This window comes from Aestuariimicrobium sp. Y1814, assembly GCF_050113895.1.
Classification (GTDB): Bacteria; Actinomycetota; Actinomycetes; order Propionibacteriales; family Propionibacteriaceae; genus Aestuariimicrobium.
Map to the genome: position 1 here is coordinate 81210 of NZ_JBNJRW010000012.1, position 16154 is coordinate 97363.

General features: G+C 68.9%; 17 protein-coding genes and 1 tRNA gene. 6 read left to right on the forward strand and 12 right to left on the reverse strand.

Going from position 1 to position 16154, the window contains the following annotated elements; genetic code table 11:
• Positions 1-6: 6 nt before the first annotated feature.
• The 5 genes from cydC to ACQE3C_RS13170 form a co-directional block, all read right to left on the reverse strand.
• Positions 7-1596 (reverse strand): thiol reductant ABC exporter subunit CydC, encoded by a 1590-nt coding sequence (gene cydC, locus ACQE3C_RS13150; RefSeq protein ID WP_434539637.1) that lies wholly within the window; start codon positions 1594-1596, stop codon positions 7-9.
• Complete coding sequence (gene cydD, locus ACQE3C_RS13155; RefSeq protein WP_434539638.1) at positions 1593-3314, reverse strand: thiol reductant ABC exporter subunit CydD; 1722 nt, start codon at positions 3312-3314, stop codon at positions 1593-1595. Before cydD ends, cydC begins: the two co-directional genes overlap by 4 nt.
• 3 nt (positions 3315-3317) lie before the next feature.
• The gene (gene cydB, locus ACQE3C_RS13160; RefSeq protein WP_434539655.1) at positions 3318-4382 is read right to left on the reverse strand and encodes a cytochrome d ubiquinol oxidase subunit II; all 1065 of its coding nucleotides are present in this window, start codon (positions 4380-4382) and stop codon (positions 3318-3320) included.
• A gap of 14 nt (positions 4383-4396) precedes the next feature.
• Entirely contained in the window at positions 4397-5890 is a 1494-nt protein-coding gene (locus ACQE3C_RS13165) for a cytochrome ubiquinol oxidase subunit I (protein ID WP_434539639.1), read from the reverse strand.
• A gap of 133 nt (positions 5891-6023) precedes the next feature.
• On the reverse strand, positions 6024-6605 hold the full coding sequence (locus ACQE3C_RS13170) for a protein-L-isoaspartate O-methyltransferase family protein (RefSeq protein ID WP_434539640.1): 582 nt from the start codon (positions 6603-6605) through the stop codon (positions 6024-6026).
• Positions 6606-6821: 216 nt separating this feature from the next.
• Between ACQE3C_RS13170 and ACQE3C_RS13175 the strand changes: the two genes are divergently transcribed.
• Together ACQE3C_RS13175 and ACQE3C_RS13180 are read left to right on the forward strand one after the other, a co-directional pair.
• Positions 6822-8177, forward strand: a complete 1356-nt coding sequence (locus tag ACQE3C_RS13175) for a transaldolase family protein (RefSeq protein ID WP_434539641.1) — start codon at positions 6822-6824, stop codon at positions 8175-8177.
• 12 nt (positions 8178-8189) lie between these two features.
• On the forward strand, positions 8190-8633 hold the full coding sequence (locus ACQE3C_RS13180; protein WP_434539642.1) for a pyrimidine dimer DNA glycosylase/endonuclease V: 444 nt from the start codon (positions 8190-8192) through the stop codon (positions 8631-8633).
• Between the two features lie 49 nt (positions 8634-8682).
• Here ACQE3C_RS13180 and ACQE3C_RS13185 read toward each other — a convergent pair whose 3' ends face one another.
• Positions 8683-8925: a hypothetical protein gene (locus ACQE3C_RS13185; protein WP_434539643.1), complete on the reverse strand. Its 243-nt coding sequence runs from the start codon at positions 8923-8925 to the stop codon at positions 8683-8685.
• 77 nt (positions 8926-9002) lie between these two features.
• Complete coding sequence (locus ACQE3C_RS13190; protein ID WP_434539644.1) at positions 9003-9332, reverse strand: VOC family protein; 330 nt, start codon at positions 9330-9332, stop codon at positions 9003-9005.
• A 135-nt stretch (positions 9333-9467) separates the two neighbouring features.
• Here ACQE3C_RS13190 and ACQE3C_RS13195 point away from each other — a divergent pair, with 135 nt between their 5' ends.
• Positions 9468-9902 carry an OsmC family peroxiredoxin gene (locus ACQE3C_RS13195; RefSeq protein ID WP_434539645.1) on the forward strand — a complete coding sequence of 145 codons (435 nt, stop codon included), beginning with the start codon at positions 9468-9470 and terminating at the stop codon, positions 9900-9902.
• Positions 9903-10153: 251 nt separating this feature from the next.
• Here ACQE3C_RS13195 and ACQE3C_RS13200 read toward each other — a convergent pair whose 3' ends face one another.
• Both ACQE3C_RS13200 and ACQE3C_RS13205 read right to left on the reverse strand, forming a co-directional pair.
• The gene (locus tag ACQE3C_RS13200; protein ID WP_434539646.1) at positions 10154-10483 is read right to left on the reverse strand and encodes a VOC family protein; all 330 of its coding nucleotides are present in this window, start codon (positions 10481-10483) and stop codon (positions 10154-10156) included.
• Positions 10484-10517: 34 nt separating this feature from the next.
• Positions 10518-11192, reverse strand: a complete 675-nt coding sequence (locus ACQE3C_RS13205) for a hypothetical protein (RefSeq protein WP_434539647.1) — start codon at positions 11190-11192, stop codon at positions 10518-10520.
• 232 nt (positions 11193-11424) lie between these two features.
• Between ACQE3C_RS13205 and ACQE3C_RS13210 the strand changes: the two genes are divergently transcribed.
• Positions 11425-12738, forward strand: a complete 1314-nt coding sequence (locus ACQE3C_RS13210) for a hypothetical protein (protein WP_434539648.1) — start codon at positions 11425-11427, stop codon at positions 12736-12738.
• Between the two features lie 572 nt (positions 12739-13310).
• Positions 13311-13964, forward strand: coding sequence for a TetR/AcrR family transcriptional regulator C-terminal domain-containing protein (locus tag ACQE3C_RS13215; protein WP_434539649.1), 654 nt, complete (start codon positions 13311-13313; stop codon positions 13962-13964).
• 28 nt (positions 13965-13992) lie between these two features.
• Here ACQE3C_RS13215 and ACQE3C_RS13220 read toward each other — a convergent pair whose 3' ends face one another.
• Together ACQE3C_RS13220 and ACQE3C_RS13225 are read right to left on the reverse strand one after the other, a co-directional pair.
• Positions 13993-14403: an NUDIX hydrolase gene (locus ACQE3C_RS13220; protein ID WP_434539650.1), complete on the reverse strand. Its 411-nt coding sequence runs from the start codon at positions 14401-14403 to the stop codon at positions 13993-13995.
• 7 nt (positions 14404-14410) lie between these two features.
• Entirely contained in the window at positions 14411-15310 is a 900-nt protein-coding gene (locus ACQE3C_RS13225) for a cobalamin-binding protein (protein WP_434539651.1), read from the reverse strand.
• Positions 15311-15428: 118 nt separating this feature from the next.
• Here ACQE3C_RS13225 and ACQE3C_RS13230 point away from each other — a divergent pair.
• Positions 15429-15501, forward strand: a tRNA-Ala gene (locus tag ACQE3C_RS13230).
• Between the two features lie 78 nt (positions 15502-15579).
• On the opposite strand, the gene ACQE3C_RS13235 is transcribed toward ACQE3C_RS13230, so the two are convergent.
• On the reverse strand, positions 15580-16154 hold a 575-nt coding region (locus ACQE3C_RS13235; protein WP_434539652.1), incomplete at its 5' end, for a transposase.

Consider the following 16154-nt stretch of genomic DNA (forward strand, 5'->3'; position numbering starts at 1 on the left):
ACAGACTCACCGACCGGCGGGGACCAGTTCCACGACCCGGTCGCAGCGCTCGATCAGGGCCCGGTCGTGGGTGAGCACCAGCACGGCCTTGTCGGCGGTCGCCGCGAACACGTCGTTCACCAGCCGCTCGGCGGTCTCGTGGTCGAGGTGCTCGGTTGGCTCATCGAGGATCAGCAGGTCCCGCTCACCCACGACCACCCGGGCGAAGGCCAGTCGGCGCCGCTCTCCCCCGGACAGCCCGGCACCTCCCTCACCGACCACCCGCGCGGGGTCGAGGTCGAGCCCGGCCCGCGCCAAGGCCTGGCGCACCTCGTCGTCCGAGGCATCCTTGTGGCCGATCTTGACGTTCTCGGCGACCGAGGTGGCGAAGATGTGGGCGTCCTGGGCCAGGTAGCCGACGCGTCCGCCGCGCAGCACCTCACCGGCCAGCGGGGGGATCAGCCCCATCACCGTCGCCGCGACCGTCGTCTTGCCGACCCCCGAGGCCCCGACGAGCGCCACCCGCTCCCCCGGACGAACCGCCAGGTCCAGCCCCGACAGCAGTGCCTCGCCACCGGGCCAGCCCACTGACACACCGGAGAGCACCAGCCCCTCCCCCGCCTCACCAGCGGGTTCGGCGTCACCCGAGCCGACGTCTGCAGCGTCCAGGGTCTCGGCGATCCTCTGCAGCGCCGAGCGTGACCGGGTCCAGGTCTGTGCGGCCTGGGCGAAGGTGTTGAAGACCTCGTGCAGCGCCAGCGGGGTCAACACGAGCACCGCCAGGTAGCGGGCGTCCATCGAGCCGTCGAGCAGTGCGGGGGCACCGATCAGCAGGGCCGCCACCACGGCAATGCCTGCGGCGAGCACCTGCCCGGCGGCGGCGATGCCGCGCACCCACGCCCCACCCGCCTCCTGCCGACGCAGCTGCTCGTCGACCTCCAGGACCCGGTCGAGGGCCCGGTCGGTGGCGCCGTAGGCCACCAGGTCCTGGGCGGTGCGGCTGAACTCGCGCACCTCGTCGGCCAGTCGTCCGCGGGTCGGCGCGGCAGCCTCATCGAGGCGCAGGGTCGCCCGCTGCGCCAGCAGCGGCACGACCACCCCACCCAGCACTGCCGTCACGAACAGCACCAGCGCCGAGGCCGCGTTGAACGTCGCCAGGATGATGGTCGTCGCGGTCACCACCAGCGAGGCCGACAGCGCGGGGATCGCCACCCGGACCACCACGTCCTGGATGGCGGCCACGTCGGCCACCACCCGGGTCAGCAGGTCCCCACGGCGCCGCCCGACCAACGTGGTGCCGGACAGCTTGTCGTAGACCCGCAACCGCAGCGCCGACTGCATCCGCAGCACCAGGTCGTGGCCCACCAACCTCTCGACGTAACGGAACGCCGAACGGGCGATGCCGAAGGCCCGCACCATCACCGCCGCCGCCTGCAGGTACAACACCGGCGGCGCGAGCGCGGCGAAGCTGATCAACCAGGCGGCGGTCCCCATCAGCGCTACCGAGGACATCGACGCGAGGGCCGCCAGCAGGGTGGCCAGCGCGAACCGGCGCCGACCCTTCGGCACCCCGCGCAGCAGTTCGGTGACCAGTCCCCACGCACTCGTCCGGTTCACTGGTCACCCCCGCTACCCAGGATCCCAGCGCCCCCGACACCAGAACCCCCGATGCCAGAGCCATCAACGCCAGCACCCGCCCCCGCAGGTTCAAGCCGGACGACGCGGTCGGCGGCAGCCAGCATCGCGGGCCGGTGGCTGACCACCAGCGCCCCCACCCCGCTGGCGCGGACCGCGTCGATCACGGTGGCCTCGGTGTCGGCGTCGAGCCCCGCGGTGGGTTCGTCGAGCACCAGCAGCCGGGTGCCGCCGGCGGCGATCCGCAGCAGCGCCCGGGCGACCGCCACCCGGCGCCGCTCCCCACCGGAGAGCCCCTCACCGTCATCACCGACCGGCTTGTCGGCGCCGAACTCGGCTCCGGCCGCCCTCAGCGCTTCGGCCACCGCCTGAGGCCCCGCCGACGGGTCACCCAGCAGCACGTTGTCGCCGACGGTGCCGTGCACCATCCCGGGGTCCTGCGCGACCCACGCCACCCGGCTGCGCCACTGCGCCACGTCGGCCTCGGCCAGGTCGAGCCCACCGAGCAGCACCCGGCCGTCGGTGGGCGCCAGGAATCCCATCAGCACCCCCAGCAGGGTCGACTTGCCGCCGCCGGAGGCGCCGGCCAGCGCCACCACCTCACCGGGTTCGAGGCGCAGGGACACCCCGGGCAGCACCAGCGGCCCCGCCTCGCAGTATCCGAACTCGACCCCCTCGAGGATGATCGGCTGGTCAGCCAGGTCACCCACCGGCTGCGTCCCGGCCGGCGCGGCTGCCGCGGCGTCGATGATCTCGAAGGCGCTGTCGGCGGCCGCCACCCCGTCGACCGAGTCGTGGAAATGGGTGCCGACCTGGCGCACCGGCAGGAATGCCTCCGGTGCCAGCACCAGCACGAAGAGGGCCGCCTCGAAGCTGACATTGCCGTAGACCAGCCGGAAGCCGATGGTCACCGCGACGATGGCCACCGACAGGGAGGCCAACAGCTCGAGGGCGAAGGAGCTGAGGAACGACACGTACAGCACCCGCATCGTGGCCGAGCGGTACTTCGTCTCGGTCAGCTCCACCCCCTTGCGCTGGGCGCGGGCCCGGGCGAAGGCCTGCAGGGTGGGCAGCCCCTCGATCAGGTCGGCGAAGTGGTTGGTGAGCCGATCGGCCACCGCGAAGCTGCGGGCGGTCGCCTTCTGCGTCGTCCAGCCGATCAGTGCCATGAAGATCGGGATCAGTGGGATCGTGAACGCCACGATCAGCGCCGAGGGCCAGTCGGTGATCAGCAACGCGGCACCGATGATGAGCGGCACCGTGACCGCCAGCCCCAACTGCGGCAGGTACTTCGAGTAGTACCCGTCGAGCGCGTCCAGCCCGGTGGTGGTGACGTGCAGCAGGGTCGACGAGGACACCTCGTCCGAGGTCGGTCGAGCGGCTCGCGCGGCGAGCACGTCACGCCGCAGCTGCGACTTGACTGCCGCCGCCGAGCGCTGGGCCAGCCACGAGTCGAGCCAGCTGAGCAGGCCGCGGGCGGTGAAGACCGCCACCAGCCCACCGATCACCCAGGCCCACCCGGCCGGCCGGGCCCCCTCGCTGCCGTAGTGGGCGAACACCGAGGTGACCGCCCGGCTGATCAGCAAGGCCTGGATGATCAGCAGGAAGGCGGTGACCACGCCCAACAGCACCGAGGCCACCAGGTACTTCCTGGTGGCCCCGCCGCGTTGGAACAGCCGAGGGTGGATGGGTCCGGCCATGAATCAGGCCGCAACCTCGACGTCGTCGGGAATGTTCTTGGTGCTGATGCGCTTGCTGAAGACCCAGTAGCTCCAGGCCTGGTAGGCGATGACCAGCGGCACGAAGATCAGCGCCGCCACCGACATGATCGTCAGCGTGGTCGGCGAAGAGGCAGCGGTCACCATGTTCAGCCGGTCGGCCACCGCCACCGTCTCATCCTGCGCGAAGCCGATGTTGCCGTACATCTTGAAGAAGATGCCCGCGAACAGCGTCGCGATGGTCACGCCACCCAGGGCGAACGCCCAGCCGTCACGCTGCGCCCGGGTCGCCAGCAGCGACCCGACGCCGGCCACCACGCTCAGGATGCCGAGCACCCAGGTGATGATCGTGAAGTTGCCGAACTCGGAGTTGGCGGGCCAGAAGATGTTCTGGCAGACCACGAACACCGCCAGCAGCCCCACCGTCACCCAGCCGGCCACCTTGATGTAGTTGCGGGCCTTGTCACGCACGATGCCGCGGGTCTTCAGGGTCAGGAAGGTGGCCCCGTGCATCAGGCAGATGGCCACCAGCAGCACGCCGCCGAGCAGGCCGAAGGGCATGAACAGGGCCCAAAAGTTGCCGGTCCACAGCAGGCCGTCATTGGGCAGGCCCACCACGAAGTTCGCGAAGCCGATACCCAGCACCAGCGCCGGCAGGAAGGAGCCGATGATCGCGAACCAGTCGAGCATCTGCCGCCAGCGGCGGTCGTCGTGCTTGGCGCGGTACTCGAAGGCCACCCCGCGCAGGATCAACCCGACCAGCACCAGCAGCAGCGGCAGGTAGAGCCCCGAGAACATCGAGGCGTACCAGCCCGGGAAGGCGGCGAACATGGCGCCACCGGCGGTCAGCAACCACACCTCGTTGCCGTCCCACACCGGGCCGATCGTGTTGATCATGACCCGACGTTCCTTGTTGTTGCGGGCGGTCACCTTGAGGTGCAGCGCGACGCCGAAGTCGAAGCATTCCAGGAAGAAGAAGCCGATCCACAGCACGGCGATCAGCACGAACCAGACCGTCACCAGGACGGGGGCGGTTTCCATGAGCAGCATTTCGTCCATCCCCCTCAGTAGGCGAAGGTCAGCGGGGCGTCGTCATCGATGTCGGCCGGGTCCAATGGTGGTTCCACCTCGGGCAGGCCCATCCTGGTGTACTTCAGGAACAGCCACACCTCGATCACGGCCAGCACGCCGTAGAGCAGCGTGAAGACCACCATCGATGTCACCACTTCGGCGACACTCGCGGTCGGTGAGACCCCCGCGGCGGTCGGCAGCACCCCGGCCACCAGCCACGGCTGGCGTCCCATCTCGGTGAAGATCCACCCGAAGGAGTTGGCGAACAGCGGCAGCAGCGGCAGCGCCACCATCAGCCCGGTCCACAACCTGCCCGGCTTCGGCAGCCGGTCACCGCGGATCAGCCACAGCATCAGCACACCGATCGCCGCGCCGGCCATGCCCAGGGTGATCATCAACCGGAAGGTCCAGTAGGACAGGAAGATGTTGGGCACCGGGTCGAGCCCGGGGTAGTTCGCCTTCAGCTCCGCGGCGTACTCCTGCTGCAGCTTGGTCTGGGTGCCGTCGAACTGGTAGTAGCCCTGGGTGGCGTAGCGCTCACGCAGTTCGTTGATCCCGTCGACGGTCTCGTGGCCCGACAGGAACGACAGCAGGCCGGGGATCTTCAACGCCCAGACTTCTTCGCTGCCGTCGAGGCTGCCGATGGTCAGCACCGAGAAGCTGGCATTGGTCTCGGTGTTGTACAGGCCCTCGGCCGCCGACATCTTCATCGGCTGCGCCTGCACCATCGCCTTCGACTGCAGGTCGCCGGTGATCATGGCCAGCAGCGAGGCGCCGATCAGGATCCAGGCGCCCAAGCGGGCACTGAACTTGAACGCCTTGACGTCCTGCTCGGGGGCCTCGTCGCCGAGGCGGCGCAGGCGCGCCAGGTGCCAACCGCTGACACCGGCGACCAGTGCCCCGCCGACCATCCAGGCGGCGGCCAGCACGTGCGGGAAGGTGACCAGGAAGACCGGGTTGGTCATCACCTCGAGGAAGCCCTGCACGCCGTCGATCTCGGCGCGTCCGTTGTTGAAGGTGGTGCCGACCGGGTTCTGCATCCACGAGTTCGCGGCCAGGATGAACACGGCCGAGAGCATCGTGCCGAAGGCGACCATGTAGATGGCCATCAGGTGCAGCTTCTTGGGCAGCTTGTCCCACCCGAAGATCCACAGGCCCAGGAACGTCGACTCGAGGAAGAAGGCCAGCAGGGCCTCCAACGCCAGCGGTGCACCGAACACGTCGCCGACGAAGCGGGAGTACTCCGACCAGTTCATGCCGAACTGGAACTCCTGGACGATGCCGGTCACCACACCCAGCGCGAAGTTGATCAGAAACAGCTTCCCGAAGAACTTCGTCAGCCTCAAGTACTTCTCGTTGCCGGTGCGCACCCAGAACGTCTGGATGATCGCGGTGATCATCGACAGCGAGATCGTGATCGGCACGAACAGGTAGTGGTAGACGGTGGTGATTCCGAACTGCCACCGAGCCAGGGTCACTGTGTCCATGGCGTGACGCTAACAGGTACCCCCGACAAATCGGGCATTGGGTCCAGCAAAACCTGTAACAACTCTCTGGCCAGCGCTTTCACCCGCGGTTCAGTGATCTTTCCCACACTCGGGCGAGCGGCTCGGCGCCGGTTCAGTCCTCGTCCAGCACCAGCTGGACGAAGTTGTAGAACCCGTGCCGGGTGACCTCGGCACGGTCCTGGTCGAGCCGGGTCACCCGCAGCATCTCACCGGCCACCGGGATCACCATCACCGCCCCGACATCAAGCTGGGCCACCAACCCAGCCGGCAGGTGGTCGGGCGCCGCCGAGACCAGGATCCGGTCGAAGGGGGCCAAATCGGGCAGCCCCAGCACCCCGGAAGTCGCCAGGTGCACCTCGGCCCAGCCGATGCCGGCCACCGCCTTCGCCGCCCCGTCGCGCAACACCGGGACCCGCTCGACCGCCAGCACGCGGCCGGTGGGCCCGACCAGGTGGGCCAGCAGGGCGGTCGTCCACCCCGACCCGGCACCGACATCGAGCACCCGCTGGCCGGGCCGCACCTCGAGCAGTTCGAGCATGTTGGCGACCGTGGTCGGTTGGGAGTTGGTCTGCCCGTGGGCCAGCCGCAGCGGCAGGTCCAGGTCGGCGTGGCGGCGCTGGTCGCGCGGCAGGAATCGTCGGCGCGGCGCTGCCCGGAACGCCTCGGCCAGGCGTGGGGGCAGGTCGTCGCGCATGGCGATCAGGCCTCGTCGGCCAGGCCGTCGGGCACGGCGGCCAGCTTCTCGAAAGTCATGCCTCGAGGCTAGTTCGCCGACCGGCGGACGGGGTCGTCCGCGCTGTGTTGCCCCAATTCACCGGCCCCCCTTCCCCGACCCACACCTCAGGTATAGGCTTGTATATACAAGTTGCCGTCGGCGGTGTTGCCGGCGGACTCGTCGGAGGTGTTGGGAATGTCATCCACAGTCAACTACTCATCGGTCAGCCGGGGACGCAACCTGGTCAACTACACCCTCGCCGGCCTGGGGTTGCCGGTCGCCCGCGGCCAGGAGGACGCCGTCGCCCGCGTGGCCGACACGGTGATCAGCGCCGAGGACGCCGAACTGCTGTCGACCCGCACGAAGGCGATCGGGGTCAGCGACCGGTTCAACGACGTGATCGCCACGTTCAACACCCCGGCCGGCGAGACCCCTGCCGGGTTCCGGATCGAGTCGAACCTGTCGGCTGACGGCCTGCTGGTGGTCGACCTCGTGCGTGACATCGGCTACGACCGCAATGGCGTCAAGCGACCCACGGGCGTGATCTTCTCGGCCGATACGGCCAACCCCTACGAGCTGGAGCCGATCGCTCCCCTGCTGGGCAACCTGACCTGCAACCCGGGCATCGTCTACGACCTGTTCCTGAACAACCCGAAGGCCAACGTCGACGGCAAGTTCAAGAACCTGGAAGAGGTGATGACCCGCATCGGCGAGCTGCTGGGGCCTGGCTGCGACGTCTCGGTCGAGATCGAGAACCCGTTCGACCCCGATTTCGACGCCATCGTCGAGTCGCTGCAGCCCTACCGCGAAATCCTGTCCGACTACCGGCTGGTGGTGAAGGTGCCGCACACCGGGCCGGTCAACAACGACAACGTCGGCCAGCTGCTAAGCGGCGACAAGACCCTGGATGCCTGGCACGCCGCCCCTGCGACCCGCGACGCCTTCGCCGGGCACAACCTGGCGCTGCGGCTGCGCGAAGAGGGCTATCGCATCAACTACACGCTGATGTTCGAGCCCCACCAGACCGCCCTGGCGCTGCAGGCCAAGCCGTACTTCATCAACAGCTTCGTGCGGCACCGCCTGGTGCAGTCGGGGCAGATGTCGGCGCTGGTCGACCAGTTCCACGCGTCCGATGACATGCGCTACCTCGACGACCTCAAGGCGCTGCTGGTCAAGACCGACCACCTCAGCGCCAACGCGTCGGTGCAGTCGCCGACCGAGGTGCTGGAGTACGCCGAGAACCTGCTGCGCTACCGCCACTTCCACGACGCCGAGGGCGCCGACGGGCTCGACGGGCTGCGCCACAACCTGCGCATGCTGAAGCAGTCGAACCTGCCCGACACCCGCCTGATCGTGTGCTCGATGGAGGGCCCGCAGCAGTACCCCGACATCGACAAGGTGCTGGTCGACCCCGAGTTCGCCGACGTGATCGACCGGCTGGTGATCACCGCCGAGCCCGGCTACCTGGCCCGCTTCACCTCGGCCAGCCACGTGGTCAGCTACCAGCGCCGGTTCATGTCAGCAGCGGCGACGGCTCCTGCTCGACAGTAAGCTGCCTCCACCATGAGGATCTGGTCGTTGCACCCTGCCCATCTGGATCGCGCCGCGCTGGTGGCGTGCTGGCGTGAAACCCTGCTGGCCCAGGCCGTGCTGGCCGGGCGCACCAAGGGCTACCGCAACCACCCCCAGCTCGAGCGGTTCAAGGCCTCCCCCGACCCCCTGGTCGCCGTGGCCGGCTACCTCGAGGGTGTCGCCCAGGAGGCGGACCGCCGCGGCTACCGCTTCGACCGGGGGCGGATCACCGCCGCACCCGACCAGATGCTCGTGATGCCGGTGACCACCGGCCAGCTGGAGTTGGAGTGGCAACACCTGGGCGCCAAGCTGCTCGTCCGCAGCCCGGACGATGCCGAGCGCTGGCGCCACGACCAACCGAGGCCGCACACGCTGTTCGAGGTGGTCCCCGGACCGGTGGAGCCCTGGGAGCGGGCGGCCCCGTCCCGGGCCTGAGCCTGCCGACCCGACGCCCAGCCCAGGTCGCTGTGGGCGGCGGGTCGCCTCAGCACACCTGGACGGGTGCCAGTTCCTGCTCGACGCCGGCCAGGACCGTCTGCAGCTTGCGGGCAAACCACTCGTCCGGGTTCGCCGACCGCAGCGCGCCGGGCAGCACCTCGACCGTCCGACGACTGTCCGCAGCCAGGGGCAGGACGAGGTCGACCGCGAATCCTGCGTTCGTCCTGCTGAAGTGGCGCTCAACCAACGCGGTGCGCAGGGCCTCGGACAGGTGGATCGGGGAACGCAAATTTGGTTAGGCTGACCTAACCCAGCGTGGGCGGAGGCGGCCCCGGATGGCGAACTGTCCGCCAGCCGGGCACCGGCTCAGCCGGCGACGACGCAGAACAGGTTTCTCTCGGTATCACTGAGGACCACGAAGTCGGCGTCATCCGGGTAGTCCCACTCGACGCGCTGGGCACCCAGGGCGAGGTGTCGCTGGACCTCCTCATCCAAGGACGACGCCGACGCCGCCCACAGGTCGAGGTGGTTGCGGTCGCCAGCATCGACGTGGATCTCCGGCCCGAGGCCGTCGGGGGGCAGCAGGAAGTCGGGATTGCGCTGGTGTGGGGCGTAACCCAGGGCGCCGGCCCAGAACTCGGCCGCGCGGGTGGCGTCCTGGGCATGCACGACGATGGATCCGATGGTGAGGGCCATGTGCCATTCTGGCCCCGGCCCGGTGCCCTGCGTCGGCTGAATCCCCGAATTTCCACCGCGATTCATGCTTTGGTGGAGGTGACGGCAAAGCGCCGTGGGCGCGGACGCCTCCGCGCCACGACTGAAGGAGTCACCATGCCCACACCGATCAACAGTGCCGCCAGCGCGACCTGGAAGGGTGACCTGTTCAAGGGGTCCGGTGAGGTCCGCCTGGACACCTCCAGCTCCGGCACCTTCCAGACCGGGTGGAAGGCCCGCGCCGAGGAGTCCGGCGGCACCACCACCCCCGAGGAACTGATCGCCGCTGCGCATGCCACCTGCTACGGGATGGCCTTCTCCAATGAACTCAGCGGGGCCGGTTACACCGTCGACCAGCTCGACACCGGCGCGGTGGTGACCTTCGTCGCCGGCGAGGGCATCACGAAGATCGCCCTGTCGGTGACCGGTCAGGTCGGCGGGATCACCGAGGACGAGTTCCTGCGGATTGCCGAGGCGGCGAAGGTCGGCTGCCCGGTCTCCCAGGCCCTGGCCTCGGTGCCCGAGATCACCCTGGACGCGAAGCTGGCCTGAGCCTGGTTGGATTCAGCCCCACTTGGACGGGTGGCTGCGGTTGTGCCGCAGCCACCCGTTCTGTGTGTGCGGGGTCGCGGCCTGTTCGGGGGCTCCGGCCCTCCTTCCGAGGTCGCAACCTGCATTCCTTGCACGGGTGCGGATTCCGCAGGTCATCCCCCGCCTGCCGAGGTGTATTCCTTGCACCCGCGCAAGGAATACATGTTGGACGAGCCGCCAGGCTGGGCCAGCGGGAGCATCCGAGGACCGGGTCAGCCCGCGATGACGCAGAACAGGTTGCCTTCGGTGTCGCTGAGGACGACGAAGTCCGCGTCGTCCGGGTAGTCCCACTGGACACGGGATGCGCCCAGCGCAAGGAGCCGCTCGACCTCGTCCCGCATGGAGGATGCCTCAAGTGGCAGCAGGTCCAGGTGCGAGCGGTCGTCGGTGTCGATGTGCAACTCGGGTCCGTGCCCCTCGGGCGGGACGAGGAAGTCGGGATTGGCCGGATTGGCCCGGTAGTCGAGCGCGGCCGCCCAGAAGGCTGTAGCCCGGGCGGCGTTGCGCGCGTTGAGGACCACGGACCCGATGCGAAGTGCCATGGACCATTATCGGCTGCCGGGCGGTTGGTCGTCGCTACAGCCTGCCTTCGACCACGGCCTCGTCGAGGACGTGGCCGATCCGGCCCCGGGCGTCGATGCACGCGCGGGTGGCGCGTCCGAAGGTGGCGTAACCCAGGCCCGCGAACAGCGGGACGAGGCCGTCCTCCAGGCGGTCAATGCGGCGCAGGGTCACCTTGGCGGCCTCGAGCAGCTCAGGCCCCCTCATGGGTGGCGCGTCCGCCTCGAACTCGACCACCAGGTCGTCGAGCTGCTGCAGGGAAGCAGTGAGTTGCGCAAGGTTGGCCCGGGACTCCCCCTCGTATGGCACGCCCCCGAAGCGCTGGTCGTATTCCCAGTTGTACTCGAAGGTCGGCAGCCGACATGCCTCGGCCGTGGTGCCGCGCAGGGTGGGGATCTCCCGCGGCACGTTGGTGGACGGCGGCAGCCCCAGCTCACGCTCGAGTGCCGCGATGCGCGTCAGGTCGGAACGCTCCGTGACCGGTTGCTGCGGCGACTCACCCAGCGACCGCCCCAGCCTGTACATGCCCACCGCGGCGAGCATCACGGGCCAGCCGACCATCCAACCCCACGAGATGGGTGCCGACAGCGGCGGTGTGGGCTGCTTGCGTGAGCTCGCGTGCCCCGACTGGATGGCCCGGCCGACGACCAGCCACACCAGGACGATGGCGAGGGGGCCGATGAGCTCCATCCGTGCCTTTCACGTGTCGGGGGCACCCAAGAATCTAGCGGCACCCTCCGACACGAGACCCCTGGGGGACGAGCACACGCGGGCTGAGCCTCGTCCGACCGGGGGGGCAACCGTGCAGAAAACGTAACATCCCACACCCAGCCAAGGGGTTCCGCAACCACTGCCCACGGTGTTACGTTATCGGCGAAGTATCGGCCCCGAGAGCCGAGAAGTGAGCCTCAAGGGGTGTGGGATGGCTGATCTGCGCACGCGACTTCAAATGACGCTGGCGGGGGTCATGACGCTGGCAGTGGCGGGGTGTTCCTCTGTCGATGTGGGGGCCATCGATGCCTCGGCCCCGCCCCCAACGACGACGCGCGCCACCACCGCCGCCACGTCGGCGGCACCCTCGTCCGGGTCACTGTTCAACGCTTCGAGCTGCCAGGACTACCTCGCCGTCGAGCAATCGGAACGCACTCGCTGGCTCAGCAGCGTGGCCCAGGAGAACGGCTTCACCGAGCTGTCGGTCGAGGATCTTGAGCGGGCGTGCGCGGAAGAACCGACCCAGACGATCACGATCATGATGAACCGGCACTCGATGCCGGCAGCCCTGACCGACATGCTGACCTGTCACGGCGCGTCCCGGATGAACTCGGCCATCCGCGCTGCGCTCCTGAAGGAGAAGGGCTGGGTGATCGACGAGCAGAAGCTCGCCACCACCTGCACCACCAGCCCCGACCTACTGTTCAACAGTGTGGTCAACGAGATTCGGCTGGTCCCGGTCTTCACCAACGACAGCACCTGCGCCGACTACCTCGCGGCCGACGTGGTGACCCGGGAAAAGGCGCTCTTCGACTGGATTCAGCAGGAGGGCTACCAGCGCGGCGGCTACGACCTGCTGAGCATTTGCGAGAGTGACCAGAACGTCAAGCTGTCGTTCGTGGTGCGCGGCTACACCATGAAGTACACGGTGGCCGACTCGCAGGGCTACACCTTCGACGTCAGCACTGAGCCCACGGTCGAATCCGCCTCGGTGGACGTGGCCGACCAGCCGCCCGGGAAGGCCGCCGTGAGGCTCACCACCAGCGCCAGGTTCGTCGCCACCAACACCACGGAGAATCGAAACCTGCGGACCCACATCGTCCGGGTGTTCCCCGCCTATCCGCGGGAGTCACCGGTGTGCCAGGCGGCGAACTATGAAGGGTTCGAGAGGCTGCGAGTACTGGAGGGTTCCACGCCGGCCGATGCCTACTGCTACCTGCTGCAGGCCACGGAGCTCGAGCGTATGGACCTCGCGCCCAACGAGACCCAGGAAGTCATCGCCGAGAGCGACTCCGGGAGCTATGAGCCGTTCACCGTGCTGGATGAGTCGAAGGTGGATGAGTTCGTCGACGCGCTGAAGAACCCCACGTTCTGGGTGGCATGGGCTGACCCGGACGACCAGTCGCGGGGCATCCTGCCCGACAAGTCGGGCACGTGCATGGGCCCCGGCGGACGGATGGGCCTTGAGCGAGCGGTCGGCGTCAGCGCCGCCGGGGAAACGGTGTGCGCACTGCCGCCACGCTGAGGTCCACGCCGGGGTTCACGGCGGACGAGGGCGCTGGGCTTGGAGTGCGATCGCCGAGCAACCCTCTTAAGTGGTGGATTTTCCTCCTCAAGGGCAGGAAAACCCGCCACTTAAGGGCCGATCAAGCCCACGACCCCGTGGATGCAGCCTCGGAGCGCCTCGAAGAAGTCTTCATCCAGTCGGTGAACGACCTCCCGGGTCGGTCCGGGACCCTCTGGGGCCTCGTTGCGGGAACAAAAAACCTGACTCCCGAAGGAGCCAGGTGGGTTATGGCCCCAAGTTAACCCCATCAGAGGCGCATCATCAAGCTGGGCGTGCTACCACCCCGCAGGCTTGTGGGTGCCTCCAACGGGATCCGGCATCTGTGAGGAGGTGAAGTCCTCCGCCTGTACTGAGCGATTCCAGTGCGTGGTGGTGTCTCGCGACTCCCTGCTCCTCAACGAGGCTGAGATCTTGCCCCCTCGCCCGTTGATTACTCCCACCGGCACCCGACCTCGCGCGAGGCGGATGGGCAGAGCCAGGTCGGAGTCGTTCGAGACGACGACGGCAGCGTCCACCGCACCGCTCAATACATGTCAACGGCGCGTGCCGCCCGCAATACCTTGACCCGGCAGAAGGTCCTGGACGAGGCCCTCGAGCTGGCCGACCGGGAGGGCCTGGCCGCCTTCACCATCCGGGAACTGGCCACGCGGCTCGGCGTGCGTCCGATGTCGATCTACCACTACACGCCCTCGAAGGAGGAACTGCTCGACGCCCTGGTCGACGTGGTCTTCAGTGAGGTCCACCTGCCCTGTCCCACGGGCGAGTGGCGCACCGAACTGCGGCAGCGCTCGGTCTCGATGCGCGACGCCCTGGCCCGGCACCGCTGGGCGTTGCCGGTGATGGAAACCCGCGCCCACCCCGGGCCGGCCACCCTGGCCAACCACGAGGCGGTGTTGGCCGTGCTGCGCGCCTCCGGCTTCTCCTTGCAGGCGGCAGCCCACGCCTACGCGATTCTCGACGCCTTCGTCTACGGGTTCTCGCTGCAGGAGGCGATGCTCGACACCGTCGGCATGACCGACACCCCGGACGAGGTCGCCGCTGCCATGGACCTCGGCCAGTTCCCCCGGGTCGCCGAGCTGGCGGTTGCCCACTCGACGGCCGCGCTGGAACCGTTCGGCGCCTCGTTCGACGTGGGGCTCGAGGCCACCCTGGATGGCATCGCCCGCCTCGCCGACGTCTACTGAGTCGCCGGCTGCCGCACCACCATGGTTCTCAGCCGCGGCGAGCGGCCCCGAGCACCCCGGCGCGGACGAGGTAGTCGACCAGGCCCTCGGTGAGGGGCACGGAGTCGAGTTCGTCCGGGGTGAACCAGCGTGCGTCGGCGGCGTCGTCCCCCGGCACCAGGTGCCCGCCGGTGACCGTGGCAGCGAAGTCGTGGACCTCGTAGACACGTTCGCCGGTGCCGGGCAGGTCGATGACCCACAGTTCGCGGCCGACCGCGATGTGCAGGCCGGATTCCTCGAGCACCTCGCGGGCTGCGGCCATGGCGGGGGTCTCGCCGGGTTCGACCGACCCGCCGGGGACTGACCAGCGTCCCTGCTGCGGGGGTTTGCCGCGCAGGACGAGCAGCACTCGTCCATGGTTGTCGGTGATGACGGCCCCGGCTGCCGCAACACGCTCCACCGGAACCTCAGCTGCCGGCGCTCGCGGTGAGGCGACGGGCGATCGGCGCCGGGTCGGCGCTGTCAAAGGCATCCGGGTGCAGGATCTTCGCCATCGCCTCGATGCCGTCGACGATGCGCGGGCCGGGTCGGGCGAAAGAGGCATTGGCATCGGCTGCCCAGACCGGGATGCCGGGGAACTGGTCGAGCACCGGCTCCGCGAGCGCGGCCGAGGCCTCCAGGTCGTAGCCGCAGGGGACGCTGACCACCACGTCGGGGGCCGCCTCGCGGGCCTGGTCCCAGGTGATCCGGTGGGACTTCTCACCGGTCGTGCCGAGCACGGGGATGCCGCCGGCGCGTTCGACCATCTCGGGCAGCCAGTGGCCGGGGGCGAACGGTGGGTCGGTCCATTCCAGCAGCAGCACACGCGGCTTCGGGCGCCCGGCGACGGCGGTGCTGACCGCGTCCAGCCGCTCGTTCAGGGTGCTGACAAGGGCTTCTGCTGCGGGACGACGGCCGACGCGCTCCCCCACCCGGACGATCGAGTCGATCACCTCGGCAACGGTGAAGGGGTCGACGCTGAGGACGTCGGCGCGGCAGCCGAGGTAGGCCAGCGCGTCGTCGACCACCGACAGGTCGACAGCGCAGACGGCGCACAGGTCCTGGGTGATGACCAGGTCGGCGTCCAGGTCGCTCAGCGCGTCGGCCTGCAGGTGGTACAGGTCTTCCCCGTTGTGGAGGGCCTCGGCGACGTGGCGGTCGATCTCGTGGGGCGCGAGGTTGTCGGGCAGTGCCGAGGTCGACACGATCCGACGGGTGCGGGCCTCGGCCGGGTAGTCACATTCGAAGGTGACGCCGACGACATCGTCCCCCGCCCCCACGGCGAACAGGATCTCGGTGGTCGATGGCAGCAGCGACACGATCTTCATGCAGTGATCGTAGGCGACAGGTCGCCGGCAGCCGCGCGGTCGTGACTGGCGGCTGATCGCCACTTTGCGCGGCCCTCGCTCGTCCGACTACCATGGGACGTCGCGGCGCAGGCCGCACGGGGCTATGGCGCAATTGGTAGCGCACCTGCTTTGCAAGCAGGGGGTTAGGGGTTCGAGTCCCCTTAGCTCCACCCACCCAAAGTGTGAGCAGGCTGGACGCATCCGGGGGAAGGATCCCTCATCACGGGCCCCTGAATCTCCTATGTCTGTCAAGCCCCGGTGAGCTCATTCTGAGCGGCGGTGTTGAGGCGGCGGTAGATGTCGCGGGCGAGGTAGCGCTTGAGGCAGCGACGGATCTCCCGGAGGGTGCGCCCTTCGGCGGTACGGCGCTCGACGTAGGCGCGGGTTCGCGGGTCCATTCGCATGCGGGTGACGACGGCCATGTGGAGTGCTCGGTTGAGGCGCCGGTCGCCACCCCGGTTGATCCGGTGCCGGACGGTGTTGCCCGATGACGCGGGGATGGGGCTGGTTCCAGCGAGGCTGGCGAACGCGGACTCGGATCGAATGCGGCCCAGGTGTGACCACGCGGTCAGCGCGACGGCGGCGGTGACTGGGCCGATGCCGGGCTGGTTGAGCAGGCCACCGGCGGGGCTCTGCCGGACCAGGTCCGTGATCCGCGTGGTGATCTCCTTGAGCTCGCCGTCGAGGACGGCGACGCGTTTGGCGAGCCGGATCGCTTCACCACGGGCGGTGGCCGTGGCGAGCTCTTCGTCGCGGGTGCGCCACGCCGCGGTCGTGGCGATCTGGGTCGCGGTGAGCGGGCGGCGGGCATCGATACCTAGGT